General features: G+C 54.9%; 15 protein-coding genes. 6 read left to right on the top strand and 9 right to left on the bottom strand.

Annotation, left to right across the window (positions count from 1 at the left end; all coding sequences use genetic code 11):
* Positions 1–54: 54 nt before the first annotated feature.
* Positions 55–1,050 carry a glyceraldehyde-3-phosphate dehydrogenase gene (gapA, locus tag M8Q36_RS20210; RefSeq protein WP_017456513.1) on the bottom strand — a complete coding sequence of 332 codons (996 nt, stop codon included), beginning with the start codon at positions 1,048–1,050 and terminating at the stop codon, positions 55–57.
* Positions 1,051–1,393: 343 nt separating this feature from the next.
* On the opposite strand from gapA, the gene msrB reads away from it, so the two are divergent.
* Both msrB and M8Q36_RS20200 read left to right on the top strand, forming a co-directional pair.
* A complete protein-coding gene (msrB, locus tag M8Q36_RS20205) occupies positions 1,394–1,807 on the top strand; it encodes a peptide-methionine (R)-S-oxide reductase MsrB (protein ID WP_175272440.1) in 414 nt (137 codons plus the stop codon).
* A 37-nt stretch (positions 1,808–1,844) separates the two neighbouring features.
* Entirely contained in the window at positions 1,845–2,120 is a 276-nt protein-coding gene (locus tag M8Q36_RS20200) for a YeaC family protein (RefSeq protein ID WP_249882130.1), read from the top strand.
* A gap of 42 nt (positions 2,121–2,162) precedes the next feature.
* On the opposite strand, the gene pncA is transcribed toward M8Q36_RS20200, so the two are convergent.
* The 3 genes from pncA to sppA all read right to left on the bottom strand — a co-directional run bounded on the left by pncA (position 2,163) and on the right by sppA (position 5,746).
* A complete protein-coding gene (gene pncA / locus M8Q36_RS20195) occupies positions 2,163–2,804 on the bottom strand; it encodes a bifunctional nicotinamidase/pyrazinamidase (RefSeq protein WP_249882129.1) in 642 nt (213 codons plus the stop codon).
* Between the two features lie 10 nt (positions 2,805–2,814).
* A complete protein-coding gene (gene ansA / locus M8Q36_RS20190; RefSeq protein WP_017456517.1) occupies positions 2,815–3,831 on the bottom strand; it encodes an asparaginase in 1,017 nt (338 codons plus the stop codon).
* A gap of 61 nt (positions 3,832–3,892) precedes the next feature.
* The gene (gene sppA / locus M8Q36_RS20185) at positions 3,893–5,746 is read right to left on the bottom strand and encodes a signal peptide peptidase SppA (RefSeq protein WP_249882128.1); all 1,854 of its coding nucleotides are present in this window, start codon (positions 5,744–5,746) and stop codon (positions 3,893–3,895) included.
* Positions 5,747–5,908: 162 nt separating this feature from the next.
* Between sppA and M8Q36_RS20180 the strand changes: the two genes are divergently transcribed.
* Positions 5,909–6,460, top strand: coding sequence for an NAD(P)H nitroreductase (locus M8Q36_RS20180; protein ID WP_249882127.1), 552 nt, complete (start codon positions 5,909–5,911; stop codon positions 6,458–6,460).
* Between the two features lie 126 nt (positions 6,461–6,586).
* Here M8Q36_RS20180 and phoC read toward each other — a convergent pair whose 3' ends face one another.
* Positions 6,587–7,333, bottom strand: a complete 747-nt coding sequence (gene phoC / locus M8Q36_RS20175) for an acid phosphatase PhoC (protein WP_249882126.1) — start codon at positions 7,331–7,333, stop codon at positions 6,587–6,589.
* 264 nt (positions 7,334–7,597) lie between these two features.
* Here phoC and selD point away from each other — a divergent pair, with 264 nt between their 5' ends.
* Together selD and M8Q36_RS20165 are read left to right on the top strand one after the other, a co-directional pair.
* Positions 7,598–8,641, top strand: a complete 1,044-nt coding sequence (selD, locus tag M8Q36_RS20170) for a selenide, water dikinase SelD (protein ID WP_249882125.1) — start codon at positions 7,598–7,600, stop codon at positions 8,639–8,641.
* Between the two features lie 4 nt (positions 8,642–8,645).
* A complete protein-coding gene (locus tag M8Q36_RS20165; protein WP_249882124.1) occupies positions 8,646–10,601 on the top strand; it encodes a DNA topoisomerase III in 1,956 nt (651 codons plus the stop codon).
* A 29-nt stretch (positions 10,602–10,630) separates the two neighbouring features.
* Here M8Q36_RS20165 and gdhA read toward each other — a convergent pair whose 3' ends face one another.
* Positions 10,631–11,974, bottom strand: a complete 1,344-nt coding sequence (gdhA, locus tag M8Q36_RS20160; RefSeq protein WP_249882123.1) for an NADP-specific glutamate dehydrogenase — start codon at positions 11,972–11,974, stop codon at positions 10,631–10,633.
* A gap of 235 nt (positions 11,975–12,209) precedes the next feature.
* Here gdhA and M8Q36_RS20155 point away from each other — a divergent pair, with 235 nt between their 5' ends.
* Positions 12,210–12,497 carry a YnjH family protein gene (locus tag M8Q36_RS20155; RefSeq protein WP_249882122.1) on the top strand — a complete coding sequence of 96 codons (288 nt, stop codon included), beginning with the start codon at positions 12,210–12,212 and terminating at the stop codon, positions 12,495–12,497.
* Here the strand turns inward: M8Q36_RS20155 and M8Q36_RS20150 are convergent.
* From M8Q36_RS20150 to xthA, 3 genes are read right to left on the bottom strand one after another with little or no spacing between them, the layout of a single operon-like run.
* Positions 12,463–12,879, bottom strand: a complete 417-nt coding sequence (locus M8Q36_RS20150; RefSeq protein ID WP_283945976.1) for a pyrimidine (deoxy)nucleoside triphosphate diphosphatase — start codon at positions 12,877–12,879, stop codon at positions 12,463–12,465. The two genes, M8Q36_RS20155 and M8Q36_RS20150, sit on opposite strands and share 35 nt — an antisense overlap.
* The gene (locus M8Q36_RS20145; RefSeq protein ID WP_249882121.1) at positions 12,879–13,742 is read right to left on the bottom strand and encodes a sulfurtransferase; all 864 of its coding nucleotides are present in this window, start codon (positions 13,740–13,742) and stop codon (positions 12,879–12,881) included. The genes M8Q36_RS20150 and M8Q36_RS20145 overlap by 1 nt, the downstream gene beginning before the upstream one ends.
* 3 nt (positions 13,743–13,745) lie before the next feature.
* Positions 13,746–14,552 (bottom strand): exodeoxyribonuclease III, encoded by an 807-nt coding sequence (gene xthA, locus M8Q36_RS20140; protein WP_020454011.1) that lies wholly within the window; start codon positions 14,550–14,552, stop codon positions 13,746–13,748.
* Positions 14,553–14,962: the final 410 nt, after the last annotated feature.

The raw sequence follows: 14,962 nt of genomic DNA, 5'->3' as shown, positions 1-14,962 counted from the left end.
AAACAAAAAAAGAGCGACCGAAGTCGCTCTTTCAGATCATGTTCTCATCTCAACTTATTTGGAGATGTGAGCGATCAGGTCCAGAACTTTGTTGGAGTAACCAGTTTCGTTGTCGTACCAGGAAACCAGTTTCACGAAGTTGTCGTTCAGTGCGATACCCGCTTTAGCATCGAACACGGAAGTGCAAACTTCACCGTTGAAATCGGTAGAAACCACGTCGTCTTCGGTGTAACCCAAAACGCCTTTCATCGGGCCTTCAGAAGCGGCTTTGATGGCTTTCTTGATTTCTTCGTAGGACGCAGCTTTTTCCAGACGAACGGTCAGGTCAACAACGGATACGTTCGGAGTCGGAACGCGGAACGCCATACCAGTCAGTTTGCCGTTCAGTTCCGGCAGTACTTTACCTACAGCTTTAGCAGCACCGGTAGAGGACGGGATGATGTTCTGGGATGCGCCGCGGCCGCCGCGCCAGTCTTTGTGAGACGGGCCATCAACGGTTTTCTGCGTTGCGGTGGTCGCGTGAACAGTAGTCATCAGACCTTCGATGATGCCGAAGTTGTCGTTGATAACTTTTGCCAGCGGAGCCAGGCAGTTAGTGGTGCAGGATGCGTTGGAAACGATGTCCTGGCCAGCATATTTGTCGAAGTTAGCGCCACGTACGAACATCGGGGTGTTGTCTTTGGACGGGCCAGTCAGAACAACTTTTTTCGCGCCAGCGGTGATGTGTTTACGAGCGGTTTCGTCGGTCAGGAAGATACCGGTAGCTTCAGCAACTACGTCAACGCCGATTTCGTTCCATTTCAGGTTAGCCGGGTCTTTCTCAGCAGTAACACGGATGGTTTTGCCGTTAACAACCAGGTGGCCGTCTTTCACTTCTACGGTACCGTTGAAACGACCGTGAGTGGAGTCATACTTCAGCATGTACGCCATGTATTCAGCGTCCAACAGATCGTTGATACCAACGATTTCGATGTCAGAACGTTCCTGAGCAGCACGGAAAACAATGCGACCGATACGGCCAAAACCGTTGATACCTACTTTGATAGTCATATATTCCACCAGCTATTTGTTAGTGAATAAAAGGTTGGCTGTAAAATTACAAAAACCTTACGCAGCGTCAAGCGGAATCGTGTCAATCATTGCGACAAATCAATCCTCCGCATAACCTTTGTTCGACTGACTCGCCTCACTCTTCCTTTGAGCATGCTCCCCATATAGGGGCGCCGCCTGGAATTTTAAAGGTCAGATAGGATAAAAATGTGAGATCAATCACAATTCACCGGCTGCTTTACCGCAACAAATAAGTTTAGAACAAAAGTTAACGCCGCAGTGTTAATGTTTTGTTAGAATCAGGCTGAAAAGTTGTCGAGTTTTTACCGTGAGGCGTGAGCAAATGGCGCATAATTCTTCTGAAGACGACCTGAAAAAAACACTGACTGAAATGCAGTTTTACGTGACGCAGAACCACGGCACCGAGCCGCCGTTCACCGGACGTTTTCTGCATAACAAACGCGACGGGATTTATCACTGTCTGGTGTGCGACGCCGCGCTGTTCAATTCGCAAACCAAGTATGATTCTGGCTGCGGCTGGCCAAGTTTCTTTGAGCCGGTGAGCGAAGATGCTATCCGCTATATTAACGATTATTCGCATGGCATGCAGCGTGTGGAAATCCGCTGTGGAAAATGTGATGCGCATCTGGGGCACGTCTTCCCGGATGGCCCGCAACCGACCGGCGAACGCTATTGCGTCAACTCTGCTTCCCTGAGTTTTACGGATGACGAAAACGGCGAACGATCTCAGGGTTGAAAAAACGATTCAGCAATTATTCCAAGGGGTTTTAAAGATGAATTTTGATCAAATCGTTAACAGCATGACGCCGGAGATCTACCAGCGCCTGGTAACGGCCGTTGAGTTAGGGAAATGGCCGGATGGCGTTGCGCTGACGCAAGAGCAAAAAGAGAACAGCCTGCAACTGGTGATGCTGTGGCAGGCGCGCAATAACACGCAGGCGCAGCACATGACCATTGATACCAACGGCCAGATGGTGATGAAAAGTAAGCAGCAATTAAAAGAGGATTTTGGCATTTCGCCAAAACCGATCGCGACGTTTAAATCGTAAGTCGCCATGCCGGAGGCGCAACGCCATCCGGCAGGGGCATCATCAGGCGTGCGTTTCCTGCCAGTCCGCGAGCGTATAGAGCGTCGCGCCAGCCGCTGACATCTCCATAAACGCCTGCGTACTGTCCTGCGGATTCAGGTTCACGCCACGGCAACCATCGGTAATGACATTCACCTCGTAACCAAGTTGTAGCGCATCCAGCACGGTAAATTTCACGCAGTAATCAGTGGCTAAACCGAGGATTACCAGCTCGCGAATGCCGTGCTGCTGCAACCAGGTGTGCAGGGCGGTTTCCTGACGATGGCCGTTATCGAAAAACGCGCTGTAACTGTCAATCAGCGGGTTTTCCCCTTTGTAAAACACCGCATCGATAGCTTTCTGGTTTAGCAACGGATGCAGCGCTGCGCCCTCGCTGTTTTGTACACAGTGATCGGGCCAAAACGTTTGGGTTAACCCAGCCAGTTCGCCAGTTGTGAACGGCGCGACGTGGTGCTGACTGGCGAAACTGCCATGTCCGGCCGGATGCCAGTCCTGGCTTGCCACGATGGCATTGCCGCGTGTCTTACACCACGTCATCATGGCATTAGCAACATCAACCGTGCTGTCACCTTCGGCTACCGCCAGCGCGCCGCCAGCACAAAAATCATTCTGAATATCAACCAGCAGCAGTGCGCGTTGCGTCATACGAGCCTCCTCATTCATCCGGCGTCAGTTCACCGCGCAGGTTTTGTGTCATGGCGGTGCGAATGGCATCAGCGTCCAGATCCTGGCTTAACAGGTAGTGAAGTTTTGTCAATGTCGCTTCCACTGTCATGTCTGCGCCGCCAATCACACCTGCATGGGCGAGGGCGTTGCCGGTGGCGTAGCCGCCCATGTTGACCTTGCCGGACATACATTGTGTAAGGTTGACCACCACGATGCCGCGGGCGCTGGCTTCCTGGAGTTCTTTCAGAAACTCACCGTTTTGCGGCGCATTACCCACGCCGTAAGAACGCAGGATCAGCGCTTTTACCGGTTGGCGCAGGAAGTTACGCACCACATCGGCGGAAATGCCTGGATAAATCGTTACCACACCAATCGGTTGCGGGGTGATCGGGTGAACAACCAGTTCGCCAGTGGTGTGTGGCGCGGGCGGCGTGCCCAGGCGGCGAATATGGATACCCGCTTCCAGTAGTGGCGCAAGGTTAGGCGAAGCGAACGCGTCGAAACCATCAGCGTGCGCTTTGGTGGTGCGGTTGCCGCGATACAGACGGTTATTGAAGAACAGCGTCACTTCGTTAATCGGGAAATTGGCCGCCACATATAACGCATTAAGCAGGTTGATTTGGCCATCAGAACGCAGTTCGGCGAGCGGGATTTGTGACCCTGTCACAATGACCGGTTTGCCTAAGTTTTCCAGCATAAACGACAGCGCCGACGCGGTGTAAGCCATCGTGTCCGTACCGTGCAAAATGACAAAACCATCGTAATCGTCATAGTGGGCTTTCACATCGTCTGCGATATGTTGCCAGTCTTCCGGCGTCATATCGGACGAATCCATCAGCGGTTCATATTCGTGAATGGTGAAATCAGGCATTTCGGGGCGATGGAACTCAGGCATCAGCGCCAGTTGACGTTGCAGGTGACCGGAAACCGGCACATAGCCGTGTTCTGAGCGTTGCATACCGATAGTCCCGCCCGTGTAGGCAACGTAAATGGATTTTTTTTGCATAGTTATATTCTGGCTTCATCAAAAAAATCCCCTCCGGTGGAGGGGACGTGGTCAGGTGATTTTAGCGGATATTGGCGCAGTTCAGACAGAGCGCATAACGATTTTGTGGATCGTTAAACACCGCCAGTTTGTCAGTTTCAGCTTTCATTTCCAGCGCCGCGCTCGCCAGCGGCGCGGGCAGGTATGCCTGCAATGCTTTTGGCAGCATGGCGCTGACCGAACCGGACATGCTATCCATTACACGATCAAAGAATGTCGGCTCTTCCTCGTAGTAATCGATATGCCACTGTTTCAGTTTTGCCAGCTCAGCCGCTTTCGCCAGCGCGTCGTCGAAATCGCCCAACGCATCGACCAGACCGTTATTTTTCGCATCCTGGCCGGTCCAGACGTGACCCTGGGCGATTTTATCAACCTGCTCAGGCGTGCTGTTGCGCGACTGTGCCACCAGCGTGATGAAACGTTTGTAGCCATTCTCAATGCTCAACTGCATCATTTGCGAAACTTCGTCCGGCAACGCTTTGGTCATGCTGACATCTGCCAGCGGCGAGGTTGCTACGCCATCAGTATGTACGCCGATGCTGTCGAGGCTGTTTTCCAGCGTGTTGATAACTCCGAAGATACCAATCGAGCCGGTCAGCGTGCTGGCACTGGCGACAATGTAGTTAGCCGGTGTCGAGATCCAGTAGCCGCCGGAGGCCGCCATGCCGCCCATTGATACCACGACAGGTTTACCTGCCGCGCGGGCTGCCGCCAGTTCGGAGCGGATCACTTCCGATGCGCTGACGCTGCCGCCTGGGCTGTTGACACGCAGCACAATGGCTTTCACTTTTGGATCGAGACGTGCATCGCGGATCTGCGCGGCAGTGGTATCGCCGCCTACGTTCCCCGGCGTCTCTTCGCCGTCCATGATCGCGCCGTTAGCGAAAATCACTGCCACAGTATCGCCAACATCGCTCGGTTTTTTCGCCTGGTAATCATACATGCTGACCGCGCGGAAGTTCTTATCCTCCGTGCTCCAGCCAAACTGTTTAACCATTGCTTTTTCCGCATCGGTTGCCGAGCCCAGCTCATCCACCAGCTTGTTGTCCAGCGCGTATTTCGCCGTGTCGCCATCTACTTTACGCAGGCCATCCAGCATCGCTTGTGCGCCAGGGAAGACCTGCTGCGCGGTGATTTGGCGGTTAGCGGCAACGGTGTTGAGGTAGTTCTGCCACAACTCATTAATCCAGCGGCTATCTGCATCGCGGGCTGCCGGGGACATATCATCGCGAATAAACGGCTCAACGGCGGATTTATAGGTCCCGACGCGGAATACGTGGGTGGTGACTTTCAGCTTATCAAGCAGCGATTTGTAGTAGAGGCCGTTGGTGGCAAAACCATGCAGATCAACCACGCCCTGCGGCGACAGCCAGATCTTGTTGGCGAAGCTGGCAAGGTAATACTGGCCCTGACTGTAATTGTCGCCCACGGCATAAACCGGCTTACCACTGTCGCGGAACTCGCGCAGCGCTTTGCCGATATACTGCATCGACGGTTGATCGGCACCGGCAAAATTTTTCAGATCCATCACAATCCCGGTGATATTCCGGTCATGTTGCGCCTGGCGAATGGTGTCGACGATGTCAAACAGCGAGTTTTCCTGCAGGCGATCGGAGCTGGCACCAAACAACTGGCGACCCAGTGCGCCAAGCCGGCTACTGGCGGAGGTTTTGTCCACCACCACGCCGGAAATATCCAGCAGCAATGCGCCCCGACTGTTGCTGCTGGTTTTACTGTCGCTCATTTGCATCCACACGCCAGCGACAACCAGCACCAACAAAATAAAGAAAAGATTCAGCACCAGCTTGCGGATAAAGTTCAGCAATCGCCAGCTCCACTTGAAAAAACCGGCAATAATACGCCAAAGGGTTCGCATGTATTCTCCCTGGTAGTTAACGACCACCGCTGCCCGAGCGGCAAAGTGTGGTTATCCTAATTACCCCGCCGCCACTTGTCAGCAGGAATCGCCTCCGGCGCTGTAACAATTTCTACGCCCGTGTTAATTTTGTGAACAAATTTCAATACAGGAGTTTAACTAATGGACGCACTTGAGCTGCTCGTCAATCGTCGTAGCGCATCCCGGCTGGCAGAACCGGCCCCGGAAGGTGAACAACTGGATAGCATTTTGCGTGCGGGCATGCGCGCGCCGGATCACGGTACGCTGCAGCCGTGGCATTTTTTTGTCATCGAAGGGGAAGGGCGCGAACGTTTCAGTCAGACGCTGGAGCAGGCCGCGGTTGCCGCAGACCAGGATGAAAAAGGTATCGAAAAAGCACGTACATCGCCTTTTCGCGCGCCGTTGATCATCGCGGTGGTGGCGAAATGCGACGTTCACCATAAAGTCCCACAATGGGAACAGTTGCTTTCTGCCGGCTGCGCGGTAATGGCAATGCAGATGGCGGCGCTGGCGCAGGGGTTTAACGGTATCTGGCGCACAGGCCCGCTGACCGACAGCCCGGTGGTTCGCCAGGCGTTTGACTGCCGCGAACAGGATAAAATTGTCGGCTTTTTGTATCTCGGTACTCCGCAATTGAAAGCCTCGACCACTGTCACCGTACCGGATACCACGCCGTTCGTGACACGTTTCTAAGCTTCGCCCGATCTCTGACGGCTGCGACAACTCTGCCGCAGCCGTTTTCTTTTAACGTCCAGTTTGATTTCGCCGATAACAACGCGAAAGGATCACAGCGAAAGCTTGCCCATCCGGGCGCGCTGTTTATTTACGCTGGGCGGCGAACTCATCTTTGGCTTTCTGCAACTGTTGCTGGAACGCCGGGTTGGTATGCAAAGTGGCAACGACAGCGGAGCCAACAATGCGCGCGGCGTCCACGTCACTTTGCCAGTGGTAGCCACAGATCACCCGGCTTTGACCCAGATCGTAGCCGCGTTTGAGGATCTGATCCTGACGCTGTGGATTAATCTCTGCCAGTACCAGTGCGGTCGCCCAACCGATCGAGGTATGACCGGACGGATAAGAGCCGTTTTTCGCCAGTGAATCCTGCTCTTTGGTGTTGCAGGTCGGTACGCCGTAGAAGGCAAACGGGCGGATACGCATATATTTTTGCTTCGCGCCGCGCGTTGCCAGATCGCCCGCATCTTCAATCATATTGGTCAACAGTTTATGCAACTGCGGGGAGTCTTTCTCGGTGATGGGTGAGCCAAATGCGCTGGAGAAGGCGTTTGCCACGCCGCCGCTGCTCAGGTTGGCGTCTTCCGCTGCCTGTTTGCCGCGCTCGGTACTACGCAGCAAGCGGCCCTGTTCGTACATTGCCTGATCGTTTAAAAACGCGATGCTACCGACTTCCGGCGGCGGTGGTAACAGCGCCAGGCTATCAATCGCCTGCGCATTTTTCAGGTAGTAAAGATCAGGTTTGGTGGTGGCGTCATTCCCGGATGGAACCAGAGCAAAAGCGCTGGTAGAGAGCAAACTAGCAAGACAAAACACGATGATATTTTTTTTCATGAGCGGTTCCTTTGTGTAAAAAATCGTCCGTAGCCCTCAGTGGCTGCTGTCATATTTCTGTCATAAAATGCCAAAAAGAACATTGCGGTGACTCGCAAAATGGCCGATGTAGTTATTGAGATGATGTTTACGGGCAAAAAATCATCGCACGTGATGTCTGTTTCGTTTGCTTAATGAGCAATAACGCGCGAAATCAGATTGCCAGACTTATCAGCTCAGCATTTGGGCGCTACCATAGCGCGATTGCAATGACAGGAGATGTCCATGAGCGAGCAAGCCATTCGTTTAACGCAATACAGCCACGGAGCCGGTTGCGGTTGTAAAATTTCCCCCAAAGTGCTGGATACCATTCTGCATAGCGAGCAGGCGAAGTTTCTCGACCCGAACCTGCTTGTCGGCAACGAAACGCGTGATGACGCCGCCGTTTACGATTTGGGTAACGGTACCTGCATTATCAGCACCACCGACTTCTTTATGCCGATTGTCGATAACCCCTTCGATTTTGGCCGCATTGCTGCAACCAACGCCATTAGCGATGTTTTCGCGATGGGCGGCAAACCGATTATGGCGATTGCCATTTTGGGCTGGCCACTCGACAAACTGGCACCGGAAATCGCGCGCGAGGTGATCGACGGTGGGCGTTTTGCCTGCCAGCAGGCCGGGATTGCGCTGGCGGGCGGTCACTCCATCGACGCGCCGGAGCCGATTTTTGGCCTTGCCGTAACCGGTGTGGTGCCAACCGAACGCGTGAAGAAAAACAGCACCGCCCAGGCGGGCTGCAAACTGTTCCTCACCAAGCCGCTGGGCATTGGCGTATTAACCACGGCGGAGAAAAAATCGCTGCTCAAACCGGAACACGTTGGTCTGGCAACGGAAGTGATGTGCCGCATGAACCTTGCCGGTGCCGCCTTTGCCGGGATCGACGGCGTAAAAGCGATGACCGATGTCACCGGCTTTGGCCTGCTCGGTCACCTGAGTGAAATGTGCCAGGGCGCGGGTGTACAGGCGCAGGTCTGGTATCAGGATGTGCCGAAATTGCCGGGTGTGGAAGAGTACATCGCCCAGGGCGCAGTGCCCGGCGGTACCCAGCGTAACTTCGCCAGCTATGGTCATCTGATGGGTGAGATGCCGACGGCGGTGCGCGATTTGCTGTGCGATCCGCAAACGTCCGGCGGCTTGCTGCTGGCGGTGGCACCGGGTGCAGAAGAGAAAGTTAAAGCCACGGCGGCGGAATATGGAATTCAACTGAGCGCGATTGGTGAACTGGTCAGCGCGCGCGGCGGTCGCCCGATGATTGAGATCCGTTAATCCTATGCGGTTATTTATTGCCGAAAAGCCCAGTCTGGCGCGTGCCATTGCCGATGTGCTGCCGAAGCCGCATCGCAAAGGTGACGGCTATATTGAGTGCGGTAATGGTCAGGTGGTGACCTGGTGCATTGGTCACCTGCTTGAGCAGGCGCAGCCGGATGCCTATGACAGCCGCTATGCGCGCTGGAATCTGGCCGATCTTCCGATCGTGCCGGAAAAGTGGCAGTTGCAGCCGCGCCCGTCGGTGCTGAAGCAAATCAATGTCATTAAACGCCTGCTCGCCGATGCCGAGCAGGTGGTGCACGCCGGTGACCCGGATCGTGAAGGGCAGTTGCTGGTTGATGAAGTGATTGATTACCTGCAACTGCCCGCCGAAAAACGCCAGCAGGTGCAGCGTTGCCTGATTAACGACCTCAATCCGCAGGCGGTGGAGCGGGCGATTGAGCGCCTGCGGGCAAATAGCGAATTTATTCCACTGTGCGTGTCGGCGCTGGCGCGCGCCCGTGCCGACTGGCTCTATGGCATTAATATGACCCGCGCGTATACGCTGCTGGGGCGCAACGCCGGTTATCAGGGCGTGCTCTCCGTAGGGCGCGTGCAGACGCCGGTGCTGGGGCTGGTGGTGCGTCGTGACGAAGAGATTGAGAACTTCGTGGCGAAAGATTTCTTTGAGGTAAAAGCGCATATCATCACGCCTGCCGGGGAGCGCTTTACCGCCCTGTGGCAGCCGAGCGAAGCGTGTGAGCCTTATCAGGACGATGAAGGGCGCTTATTGCATCGTCCGCTGGCGGAGCATGTGGTGAACCGCATTAGCGGCCAACCCGCGCTGGTGACGGCCTATAACGATAAACGGGAATCAGAACTCGCGCCGCTGCCGTTTTCGCTTTCTGCACTGCAAATTGAAGCGGCAAAACGCTATGGGCTAAGTGCGCAGAACGTGCTTGATATTTGCCAGAAACTCTACGAAACCCACAAGCTGATCACCTATCCGCGTTCTGATTGTCGTTATTTACCGGAAGAACACTTCGCCGGGCGACATGCGGTGATGAACGCGATTGGTGCGCATGCTCCTGATTTGTTGCCGCAGCCGGTGGTGAACCCGGACACGCGCAACCGCTGCTGGGACGATAAAAAAGTCGATGCGCACCATGCGATTATCCCAACGGCCCGCGCCTCGAAGGTCAATCTCAGCGATAACGAAGCTAATGTTTATAACCTGATTGCTCGCCAGTATCTGATGCAGTTCTGCCCGGATGCGGTGTTTCGCAAATGTCAGATCGATCTTGATATCGCCAACGGCAAGTTTATCGCCAAAGCGCGTTTTCTGGCGGAGGCCGGATGGCGCACGCTGCTTGGTTCGAAAGAGCGCGATGAAGAGAACGACGGCACTCCGCTGCCGGTGGTGGCAAAAGGCGACGAATTGCTGTGCGAAAAAGGCGAAGTAGTGGCGCGCCAGACCCAGCCGCCGCGCCACTTTACCGATGCAACATTGCTGTCGGCGATGACCGGGATTGCGCGGTTCGTGCAGGATAAAGATCTAAAGAAAATTCTGCGTGCTACCGATGGCCTGGGCACCGAGGCGACGCGCGCCGGGATTATCGAACTGCTGTTTAAGCGCAGTTTTCTGGTGAAGAAAGGACGCTATATCCACTCGACTGAACCGGGTCGGGCGTTGATCCACTCGCTGCCGGAGATGGCGGCGCGCCCCGATATGACCGCGCACTGGGAGTCGGTGCTGACGCAAATCAGTGAGAAAGAGTGCCGTTATCAGGACTTTATGCAGCCGCTGGTCGGTACGTTGCACGAGCTGATTCACCAGGCGCGTAACACGCCGGTGCGTCAGTTCCGTGGGCTGGTGGCACCGGGCGGCGAGAAGAAAAAAACGTTTGCCAAAGGCCGGGGGAAAAAACGCCCGCCATCAGCAGAGGCGGGCGGTGACGCGGCATCTGCGGCCGGGTAACGCGTTTTCGCTGTTATCCGGCCTGCTTATCAAATTACGCCCTGCGCCAGCATCGCGTCGGCGACTTTCACGAAGCCCGCGATGTTGGCACCGCGCACATAGTGCGTCTGTTTGTCTTCGCCACCGTACTCAACGCAAGCCTGGTGAATATCCAGCATGATGTGATGCAAACGCGCATCCACTTTTTCCGCTTTCCAGCCCATACGTGCGGCATTCTGCGCCATCTCCAGACCGGAGGTAGCCACGCCGCCTGCATTCGCCGCTTTACCCGGTGCGAACAGCACGCCCGCTTCGAGGAACAGTTCGGTGGCATCAATGGTGGTGGGCATATTTGCGCCTTCCGCCACGGCTTTTACGCCGTTGGCAATCAACACACGCGCCGCGTCGGTATCCAGTTCATTTTGCGTGGCGCACGGCAGCGCGATGTCGACCGGCACCGACCATGGCTGTTTGCCTTCGAGGTATGTCAGACCAAATTCCCGCGCGTAATCTGCGATGCGGCCGTCGCGGCTGGCTTTGATCTCGCACAGACGGGCCAGTTTTTCACGGTTAAACCCGGCTTCATCCACCACGGTACCGGCAGAGTCCGACGCGGTGATCACCCGTGCACCGAAGGCCATCGCTTTTTCAATCGCGTATTGCGCCACGTTGCCGGAGCCGGAAACCGCCACACGCATACCTTCAAAGCCAAGACCGTGACGCTTGAGCATCGCTTCGGTGAAATAGACCAGGCCGTAACCCGTCGCTTCCGGGCGGATCAGACTGCCGCCAAACGACAGCCCCTTGCCGGTAAACACACAAGCGGTATTGTTGGAGAGCTTTTTCATCATCCCGGCCATAAAACCGACTTCGCGTGCGCCGACGCCAATATCTCCGGCGGGCACGTCGGTATCCGCACCAAGATGGCGATACAGTTCGCTTATCAGCGCCTGGCAGAAGCGCATCACTTCGCCATCGCTTTTGCCTTTCGGATCGAAATCACTGCCGCCTTTGCCACCGCCCATCGGCAGGGTTGTGAGCGCGTTTTTGAACGTTTGTTCAAAGCCGAGGAATTTGAGGATCGACAAATTCACCGACGGGTGAAAACGCATGCCACCTTTGTAGGGGCCAATGGCCGAACTGAACTGTACGCGCCAGGCACGGTTAACCTGCACCTGATTGCGGTCATCAACCCAGGCGACGCGAAACTGAATCACGCGCTCCGGTTCAACGAGGCGTTCGAGTAAAGACATCTGGCGGTAACGCGGGTGAGCTTCAAGGAAGGGCCAGAGGGTAGTCATCACTTCACGAACGGCCTGGGAGAACTCCGGCTGGTGCGGGTCACGCTGTTCGACATACTGGAGAAATGATGCAAGAGAGTGCGTCTGATCCATAGATATAAGTGTCTCTTATTGTTGTGGTGAATTTATTGTGATGGTGGTGCGCAAAAAGCAGGCACTTTTGGACTATAACATTCGCAAGGTTGCATGCTGCAAGGGAAAAATCCGCACACCAGGCAAATTAATAATTGGCAATCTGTCATAACTAAAAACGATGATCGGTGAAATTAAAGTCCTGCCGCAGAGATCCGTTATAGTAATGAGTGGCGTCAATCAAAAAGGACAAGTTATGGCCCGAATTAAGTGGATAGCAGCAGTGTTACTGGTCGCTGCCTCAACCAGCGTGCTGGCTGAACGTTTACCGTCGCCGGGAATCGAGGTGAATGTGCCGCCGGAAGTGTTCAGCTCCGGTGGACAGACGCAGACCACGCAGCCCTGCATGCAATGCTGCGTATACGGTAATCAAAACTACAGCGAAGGGGCGGTTATCAAAACCGAGGGCGTGTTATTACAATGCCAGCGCGATGAGAAAACCATTTCCACTAACCCGCTGGTGTGGCGGCGCGTGAAGCCATAAACGCTTCCAGCAGCGGAATATCCGCCGGAGCCAGCGGCAGTTTCAGCGCTTCGGCGGGTAAGCACCACAACAACGCCCGGTGATAGTGACGTACCGGTTCACCGCTAAAATTCTCCACATGCCAGGCGTGCAAATGAATCAACCGCCCGGAAACCTCCCGCTGATGGCTGGCAACATAGCGTGCAGGCTCGACATCAATACCCAGCTCTTCCCGCAACTCGCGCGTTAGCGCCTGCGGCTGTGTTTCCCCGGCTTCAACCTTGCCACCGGCAAATTCCCACAGACCGGCCTGATCGGCATGGTCGGGGCGCTGTGCCAGTAAAATTTTGCCGTCACGCTCAATGATGGCGGCCACGACATCCAGAGTTTTCAGAAGGGTCATTACTGCGTTCCGTTAGTATGCTGGCTCCATTCGAACCAGCCGCCATCATACACGGCGATATCCGCCCAGCCGAGCGCGCGGGCAATAAAAAAGGCAAACGAGGCGCGCCAGCCAGTGCCGCAATAAAAAATTACCGGGTTATCGCCAGTGATGCGCTGTTGTTGCCAGAGCGCGGCGATCTCTGACGGGTTGCGCACCGTGCCATCTGCATTGTGAAAGTTGGTAATCAACTGGCTGTCGCCTGCTGCCTGCCCCCAGCGAGCACCGGGAATATCACCGGTCGCGGCGATATAGTCATAACCGCTTGTCTGACCGCTAAACTCGGGCCAACTGCGGATACTGACCAGCAACGTACCGGGCTGCGCCAGCCGCTGTTGGGTTTGCGCCATATTGAGCAGTAGCTCAGGTTGCGCCGGGATACGTACGCCGAAATCCCTTTGCGGTTTAATGTCTGGCGCTGCGCCGATTTCCTCGGCTAAACCGGTGCGCAGCCAGCTATGCCAGCCGCCATCCAGTAAGCGAACATCTCTGATCCCGGCGTATAACAAAATGTGCGCCATCCGCTCAGCCGCATAATTGCCGCGGGCGTAAAGGATGGCGGTACTCTCCGCGCGCAGGCCATGACTGAGCAGCACCTGGCGTAATTGTTCTGGCTTGAGCACATTCCACAGCGGCAGGCTTTCTACTTCGCGGGTGTCAATATAATCCGCGCCGGGAATATGCCCGGCGCGATAGAGGTGTTCAGCGTCACAGCCCACTTCCAGCAGCCGCCACTCACCCTGCGGGCCAGCCGTGACCGGGCGATGTTGCAGCATATCCGCCAGCCATGTCGCGCAAACCCACGGAGAAGGCGCGGGCGTCATCCGTCAGACCTTAAATTTGGCCCACACAGGTGCGTGGTCGGACGGTTTTTCCATGCTGCGAATGTCGTAATCGATACCCGTCTCAATGCAGCGCTCCGCCAGCGGTTGGCTTGCCAGCAGCAGATCGATACGCAGGCCGCGGTTATCGTCGAAGCCTTTTGAGCGGTAATCAAACCACGAGAAGCGATCCTGCGTTTCCGGGTTGGCTTCGCGGAACGTATCCACCAGCCCCCAGCCTTTCAGACGCTCCATCCATTCGCGCTCTTCCGGCAGGAAGGAGCATTTACCGGTGCGCAGCCAGCGTTTGCGGTTCTCTTCACCGATACCGATATCAAGGTCTGTCGGGCTGATATTCATATCGCCCATGATCAACACCGGCTTTGTTTTATCGAGTTCTGTATCGAGATAGTTCTGCAAGTCCTGGTAGAACTTCTCTTTCGCCGGGAACTTCAGCGGATGGTCGCGGCTTTCGCCCTGCGGGAAATAGCCATTAATCACCGTGATATCGCCGATAGGCGAGGGGATCTCCGCCATGATAATGCGGCGCTGCGCTTCTTCGCCGTCGTTCGGCCAGCCGCGACGCACGGAGATCGGCGTCTCTTTGGTCAGCAACGCCACGCCGTAGTGGCCTTTCTGTCCGTGATAAAAAACGTTGTAACCCAGCCGTGCGACATCTTCGAGCGGAAACATATCGTCGTGGACTTTGGTCTCCTGCAGGCCGATGACGTCCGGCTGATGTTGCTCAACCAGCGCTTCAAGCTGGTGAGGGCGGGCGCGCAGGCCATTGATATTAAAAGAGACGAATTTCATAGTCGCAGCCATTTAGCAGAGTGAAAGATGCAGAGATGTTAGCAGAATTTACATTTAACCACCGCCACTTATTGATATTGCCGCCGCCGATGCGCACTGGCGCATCACGCGCCCTTATTTAGGGCGAAACGCACTAAAACAGGGCGCAGGATGTAAATTAATTTCGCTGATGATCACAGTTCTATAATTAAAATTTCTAATTGCATAAACAGGCGACTTTACTCCCTCTCCACCTCATTTGGATCTCTGGTTATTCACTTTTTATGCAAATAAAGTGAATGGCGATAGGTTTTAAGTTATTGAAATTTCGTTAATGAAAGTCGTTTATGCATTTTTATCGCTGGCTGGCACGAACCGTGCAATCTACATTTACAGCGAAAACGTTCATATTCATTAACATTTTATCAACT

The organism is Kosakonia sp. R1.Fl (genome assembly GCF_023516815.1).
Classification (GTDB): Bacteria; Pseudomonadota; Gammaproteobacteria; order Enterobacterales; family Enterobacteriaceae; genus Kosakonia.
The sequence above is the reverse complement of the archived record's forward strand: the minus strand, read 5'-3'. Positions and strand labels throughout refer to the sequence as shown.